Annotated in this window: 3 protein-coding genes; 2 read left to right on the forward strand and 1 reads right to left on the reverse strand. The window is 37.4% G+C overall.

The features are described 5' to 3' along the window. Positions 1-2,642: 2,642 nt before the first annotated feature. Positions 2,643-2,870, reverse strand: coding sequence for a hypothetical protein (locus JHC35_RS06975; RefSeq protein WP_295043420.1), 228 nt, complete (start codon positions 2,868-2,870; stop codon positions 2,643-2,645). Positions 2,871-3,558: 688 nt separating this feature from the next. Here JHC35_RS06975 and JHC35_RS06980 point away from each other — a divergent pair. After that, positions 3,559-4,239 carry a hypothetical protein gene (locus tag JHC35_RS06980; RefSeq protein WP_295043422.1) on the forward strand — a complete coding sequence of 227 codons (681 nt, stop codon included), beginning with the start codon at positions 3,559-3,561 and terminating at the stop codon, positions 4,237-4,239. A gap of 1,062 nt (positions 4,240-5,301) precedes the next feature. After that, a complete protein-coding gene (locus JHC35_RS06985) occupies positions 5,302-5,565 on the forward strand; it encodes a hypothetical protein (protein WP_295043424.1) in 264 nt (87 codons plus the stop codon). Positions 5,566-7,782 lie beyond the last annotated feature (2,217 nt).

Raw genomic sequence — 7,782 nt, forward strand, 5'->3', positions numbered from 1 at the left:
CGGATGACTTAGGTAGGCAAAAAGGGCAGAATGGTGGGTAGGCACTCCCGTATTGGTCTGCATATTATACTACAGTTCTCTCGTATAGTCGAAAAAAGGAATTTCCATAAGTGTTTGCAGTGTAACGCGGAATTTTTCGTCAATGTTTAATAGTACCGATACACTTTCTGTCAAGGTACTATAGGAATACCGTTTGCAGACATTAATTATTTCCACAATTCCCGATTCTAATAAAAATCAATAACGTTTAACGGAAGCTCCGACTAGATACTAGAGCGTGTACATAACTGAACGTCGAAAAACTAAAAATCGTAAGGTAGGATCTACGTCTAGAGAATTGTAGTCGCGGATAGCTTGTAATTTAGCTGTCAATGATTAGCAGTCAAGAATAGCTTGTAATCATAGCTGTTGTTGACAGCTCTCGACGTAGACCGTCTACCTTTTTATTTCCATTTTTTAATCTTTTCTAATTGCGACGACACTCGGAAATTAGGGGCGTTCAAGTTCAACATATATAAACGTATAATAAGTACAGCAGATAATGACATCGTTTCGTTCTTATCGACGCGGATAATATTCCAATGTCGAACTCAGCTTCTCCTGCTTAAACGAAAGGCGGAAATGAATGCAAAGTATACAAATGATAATAATAATAATAATAAACGCTGCGTGACATCGCATCTCACAGTACTTGATGAACGGGATTCTGTTCGCGGGCAAGTCAATCGAGAGGTAAATATTCAAACGAACGATCGTGATATGATGAGAAAAGAGTACTGAGGAACCGGATTCAGTACTTCAGCGGGGTTGTCATTAACATTTTTTATGCTAGAGCAGTATTCGACACAATGTATATCAATTTCTTCATAAAGGATTATTATACGGTTTTTATATCGTTCGTCCGTCCGTCCTTGAATGGAACTCCATTCTTGACATAGATATTTTTTTGAAGGAAAAAGAAAAAAATGAAACGATGGTCGCCCCTCATTACAAGTTCTCTGATACATATTGTAAATATAACATGTAGAGGTTTACGAAGTCTCAAAAACACAAAGCATTCGCTTTGCTTTGAATGCGACCCATGCTTTCGAATAAAAGTACTCAGGGACAGTATTGTTTCAATAAAAGCATGAATAAAAATCATACAAGTATTTAGACCTTGCGGAAGAAGATTTAGCGAGTTGCGCGTATAGTACTTCACTATAGAAATGTTTTTTAGCTCTGTGATAAGAAGTAAGTCTGCTAACGTTATGGCTCTACAATTTTTTTAGTTCATGTCTCATATGGACGTATTTTTCCCGGCTGTTTTGAAAAGACTCGTATGTTCCTTTGCTTTGAGTGTACACGCGCAGTTATTATTGAATACAAACGTTTTCAGTATACGCGCGGTTAATGAACAGAAACGTTTGCAGTACATTGTCGTCTTTTTAAGCTTCAAGATAGATCTCGTGGAGTACGTGACCGAACGTGAGGGCAATAAAAATTCCAGAATCGGTCTTGATTTACGTGACAAAAGAGCTTTTAATGACTATGAGATATCCAGTTTTTCTCGTTCTACATTTTCCTCCGATGGATGTACGTTTTTGAACAACTTGAATCTCACCGAGGTATTTTCACGTCGCAAGCAGAAAGATTTAATACGGTCAGTGTAAACAAAGTTCGAACAAATGAACGATTTTTCGGCAAATTAACATCTTCATTTTCTCATTTTATAGTGAAAAATGGCGCAAATATGGAAAGACAAAAAACGAGAGGGTGCATTTTGGAGGTTGTGGCATTCAATAAAACATTTTGTGTTCAGTACAATATACTTTTGGGCGTATCGGAGTTTCTTTGTTGTAAATAAAAGACAACAACTGTATGCTTATTGGAGTGAAACCATGATGCTCGAAATGCCGATCATTGAAAAAAAAGATTAAAATTCAGTTTATTGTCTTATAGCTAGCGCATTAAAAATGTGTGTAAAAGTAAATCACTTTTTGGAAAGGTAGTTCAAGTTAAAAACAAAAGATAAATTTTAGCATATTTTTTTGGAAACGTCAATTACGAAGTTAATATACAAATGAAAAATAAGAGAGAGAGAGATTTTTTCAGAAAACTTATAAAATGAAAATGTAAATAATGAAATATGAAAAAAGAGAAAAAGGTAAAACAATTTAGACACGTACATTGTTCACACCAATCTGTTTTCGAGCGCTTGAATAGAAAATCAGGAAACGAAGCGTTCGGTTTCACTTCTCCATTTTTATACAATCGGGACTTTCCTTTTCCAAGTACGACTTCCTGAGGCAATCCAGTCCGTCAGCCATGTCAGATTTCCGAGTTTCTGTTTTTTAATCAAAAATAAGAAAACAATAAATGAAAATTTCTGACTATAACAACCAGACTTTTTTTGTTACTTACAAACATGCGCCACGCGCTGATTAGACCGGGAAGAGCTCTGCGGTCAGTTTCGTGACAATAGAAAATGTCACTCTGTTTTTCCGCGGCATAGTTAAAGGTGCCAGCGAGTTGGTCGGCTCCGAAGGGGAAATCGTAATAAAGCATGTTGCCTCCGGGGTTCAACAGCCTTCCTAAAAATGGAAAATGAATAAAATTGTTAAAAAATTTACCTGAAGCTCTCAAAAAAGGGGTATTTGTTATTACTTACTTTCTTGCACGCTGTAATGGACAATTAACAGCTTGCATTCCCCTGAATTCCATCTCCCGGCAATGATGTGTCTATCTCTGGGATGATGCGCCATAGTCATCGTCTCAATATTCAAAGACGCGGGGATTTCGGTGTTTTCGGAAAGCACTGTTTTCAAGTATTCCGCGGATTCTTCGGAGCTGCAGAAAATTTTCATGCCTCCGGCGCTCTCTTCTTCCATACGTTTCACTGAAATAAGAAAAAGTTATTAAATTCTTGAAGTTAAGTTGCTGTTTGTTGTAACTTACTGTTTGGAATTATGAAGGTTTCCCAGAGATATTCGGGTTTGTCTGGGGCGGTATCAATACGGTGAAAGGTCACCCACATTTGCCTTTCGGTGGGAGAACGCATAGCCGCCAAAGTTCCAAATCTCGGATCTTTACTCCTATCCCAATTGTGAGGCCTCCACAATTCCCATGCTTCTTGTTGTTGAGCCATTTCGTTTTACCGAAATTGTACAAATAAAATGTCTTCACTCAAAATCAGAAACGGATCACCGAAAAATCAAGTGAACTTGAGAAAAGTCAATGATGTAATGATACAAACAAAGTACGACTTCAATATTTGCACCGGATTGACAGGTCATTTGCATATGCGCGGAACTCCCTCTTGCGATTTTTTCTCAAAGACTTTTTTCTCCATACTGTATCTTGAGCGGGAACTTTGAAAAAGACAATGTGCGCGTACGTATGCGTTGCACGTAACTCTCTCTAATTCAGAACGTTCTTGGTAAGAAGAATCGGTTTTTTGAATCAGTTTCTTTGTCACATCGGAATAGATTGGTCAAATTGTTTTCAGTTTTATGTCAGATAGCCGCTGTTCTTAATACCATTTAATCTTATTATTCGAAGAAGAAATGAGGTGTAGATATGAAGATGCATTTCTGTGACTTCAATTTTGCAAAACAGCGGATCGATTTTATTCGTGTAAGAACGCACAATTTTCTGAATGGTGAGCACTTCATGACCTTTAATGTGAAGAGATGTCCCATTACCGATAACTTCAAATGGAACCTTGCTTTGGCGGCGAATTGCTCCACGTTGATCACAAGAATGGGCACTATTGTCGAGATTTGTGCCAGATGGAATCAAACCTCCGAAAGCATTTTATGCAGTGAACTGTGTAAGCATTGCAGGGAAATCGAAATCGATCTCCAAAACTTGCCAGTCGGATGTATAAGAGTTGAAATCATGTTGCGACGGTCGGATATAGAAGACAAAATTTTGGTTACGCCGCATAGCTGTATTGCGGCGTTAAAAACGAACACGGTGCTGCAGGCAAAAAGGGTATTAATTACCCCATTCACTTACGTGCACAGACAAACATGCAGTCCTCAGTGCAAGAATGTCGTGAAAACATTGGAGCAAATCAGCACAAAACCCCTAACCCTGTCTACTTGTCGAGCAATGATTGATGAAATGAAAGCAGAACTTTTCGTAAATGGCCCGTTCATGGATAATTGGTGTCTTCATCACGCAGTAGACAATATCTGGGCTATGAGACAGTCGTTTAAAAAGTTAGAGGTTACAAAAAAATTTGGTTGTGCGTAGTGAATGATGCGCCAAGTTGCGGTATTTTTATTAATGCCGAATTATTAATTGATGTACATTCATTCTTTGTTTACGTGGGCAGTCATTTCGTTCGATTTCTAACTCGGTTTGATTCTATGCTTGACGTTTCTAATTTAGTTGCGTTTGTTGTTCAATAAAGGACTTTGTTGCAACGCCGCAATGATGGAAACACTTCTTCCTTTAATTTGTTCGTAGACGAGTTATTACTCAATGTTTCCGTATGCTATGCTTGCTTTTGAACCATTTGAATATTACAGTTCATATTAAACGACTTGAGTGAACACGTTGGAATCAATGTTTCTATATGCTTGCTTTTGAACCATTTGAATATTGCAATTCATATTGAAGAGACTTGAGTGCAATATATAAAACACGTTGAAATAAAAATTATCGTGCGATGAATAAAAGTAACTGCGGCTGTTTGTTAAGTACAACTCGGATTCTTCTTTATCAAAATACGAAATTGAAAAATGGGAAACGTCAGTATATAAATCTTGATATGATTAACGTCCATCAACCAGCACGTACTGAACAATACTCATCAATACCCGCACGTACCGAACAGTACTCATCAATATGAATAAGAAACCGGGAAAGAATATCGTATCTACAGGGTTAACGAAATATACGAAAATGGATCTGAAGTCATTTGACAATTCTCAGCCAAAGAAAAATCAGCTTCCAATATAGTCCAAATCATGGCATTCTCAAGTAAGAATAATATTTTGTTATGCTGCATTTGTTGGAAAAATCTAGCTTTACATTCGCCGACGATAACTGAAAAAGTGGAAGTCGTGTATTCACAGTGTTGTAGGCGACTGTTTCATCGAACTTGTTTAGCGGGACTACGAGAGCAAGAAAGGTATTAATCGATTTTGAAGTTTGTTACAATTAACGAGGTTAAACAGTTTTATTTCCTTTAAAAGATTTTGCTATTGCCACCTCTCGAATCAGCAATTGACATCAGACATAAACAATTGTGTTGATATCTTCCATGTACCTTGTGATCATTGCGAAGTCCTACAAAAGAATTATCACGAGATGATTGAAACATTTTTGAGCACGCTGTCAAATCTTTTGAAATCCTGCATAATGGCTGCAGAAAATGAAATAGTGCTACAGGGCTTACAGAATGAATTGCTTTCAACGAAGGAAAAAATGGAAGATGCAAGAAGCTCAATCCAACATTACAAGAAGAAAGAAAAAAAAGCACGTCAAGAACTTCAATCAACCAAAAGAAAATTAGAGGCACTCGAAGAACAAGAAAAGTCGAAAAAAAGGGCAAGGCTTTCATATTTTATTTAAGGAATGTGTATCTCTAATTCGTGTCATGCATTTTTGAAAAAACAAAAGCTTTGATGGACCTTCTGAATTAATGAGAAAAAGGTAAAAATAAAAAATTATGAAAAAAATAGATGACAATTCTCACACAGATTTCCTAACTACAACCGCCGTCGCGTGACACCACATCTCACAGTACTTTATAAAGCGGATTCTTTTCGTGGATCTCACAGTACGAAGTACAAAAAGATGACCTTTCGTACTGAACGTATGCATAAATAATAGAGAGAATCGGCGTTCACATTCACATGCAATTGCTTCCTACAAAAGGATCATACGTGATAATCATTATAAAATAAAGATGGATGGATTACAGGAAGTGCCAGCAGCAGCTCACAAAGTTTCTCAGTTTATTTTTCGACTTTACGCGAGAATGTGCAGATTTTTGCCGAGTCCACCAATCTTTTGCAAAAATGAAGTTGTGCCAAGTGCTTTCTGCGTTTTTCGGACTTATTGAAATTTCACAAGGGTTGTGTTATTTGGAAAAAAGTAATCATGTTACAGAGAAAACAGAGAATACATATGATGTATGCTTGAGCGTTTTGACAAGTAACATTGTTTTTCCAAAAATCCGCCATCTATTCCTATTACAGACCATCAACAATGTTGACTGGTCTGTTTTAACCTACAAATACCCCAATTTGGAAGTGAGTATAATACAATATTACAAAAAACAATTGAAAAAGTACATTTCTTTTTTAAATAGATGATACTGTGTTTGAAACCTGGAGCGATCGACGGGACACACAATCTCCCCTATTCCTGCTTCACAGGCGAGGAACTGATACCGAAAAAAATAAAATTGCGAGGTTGCATCTCTTGTGGTCAAAGCAAAGACAAAACTTTTCCAGAACTTAAATGGTCATTTCCTCAAATACACACGTCACCCCCACAAGCGGCAGCTCTATTGACAATTATGCTTCTTGGTTTGTTGGTTTGCTTCGGAATTGCCGCGGCTCTAATTGTTTATAAACACAGATCCGTCAATAATGAACAGAACCTGAGGGCAACCAATTTACGGTTTAATCAAGGCTGCAGCCAAAGTATTATTGAAATTGGCAATTCACAAACCTTATCGCCTCTGAACCAGAGTTCAAGACGCCAAGAAGAAATTCCGCCATCTACATTCCCCCCACCGCCACCATTCAAAGCATATCTTGTACTACCGTCAAGGTGGTTACAAGATGAGCAAGGAACCCTAATCACAGAGCTTCAAAATGCTATAAAAAAGTTGAAGCCGCCAAATACTGCATCACTTCCAAGAAACGGGATGAAGGTTACAAGATTTTAAAGAATTGAAACTACAAAACAGTATTCAAAAAACTAATCTGAAAGTATTTATTATTTATTACTAATTTCGGGTCTTTTATGAAAATAAATATCCCGTAATTGGTTCAACTCGTTGAACCACAATCTGCTTTGATGCGGAGGTTTTCGAATTACAATACTCAATATTTTTGTTCCTTCAAAGAAAGAAAATGTCCGAAGTCATTTGATTCAATGTCGACACAGCCAGTCTTATAAGCGTATAGGAATCAGGTACTGAGCTGTACGTTGATGCGGCGAAATGCAAGCAGAGTAAAATAAAATGAACATTCCTTCACGTTGAGAATCTCATCACGCGCAACAATACTGTCGAATCCGCTGTCCCGATATTTATACAATTGATAAAAAAAGTGATCGACACCTTAACGCTACAAAAAATTCCATCACGCACGTAGAGAATCTAGATGAGACGGTCATGAGCGGATGAATAACAAAGGCGTGTAATATCTATCTATGATTCGAGTCCTTCGGATATTTCAAGTCTGTCACGCATGCAAATATATGAGAAAGTTTATACAAACGTGATGCGTACAGTTAGAAAAATTGATACCAATTGGCTAAAGAACCTGCTTACATTCTCGTTCGTAAAAATGATATAGAGTCAAGTTGCGTATGTGACAATCATGGTATTATATACACGCGCACAGCGCGGCTTTTTATTGTAAGGGAACTCTACATCGAAAGAAAAAGCAATGAATCTAAATCGAAAAGTACTCTACAAAATGATAAGAATCAAATGCATGCAAGCAAGACGAGAACCAATCTCGACACGCGCGCAGCATTACTTTGTGTCGAAGCCTTTGGCATCTATCCCGATATTTATGCAATTCAATAAAAACTGAAATCGATCCGCGC

It is taken from the genome of Sulfuricurvum sp. (assembly GCF_022759005.1).
Lineage (GTDB): Bacteria > Campylobacterota > Campylobacteria > Campylobacterales > Sulfurimonadaceae > Sulfuricurvum.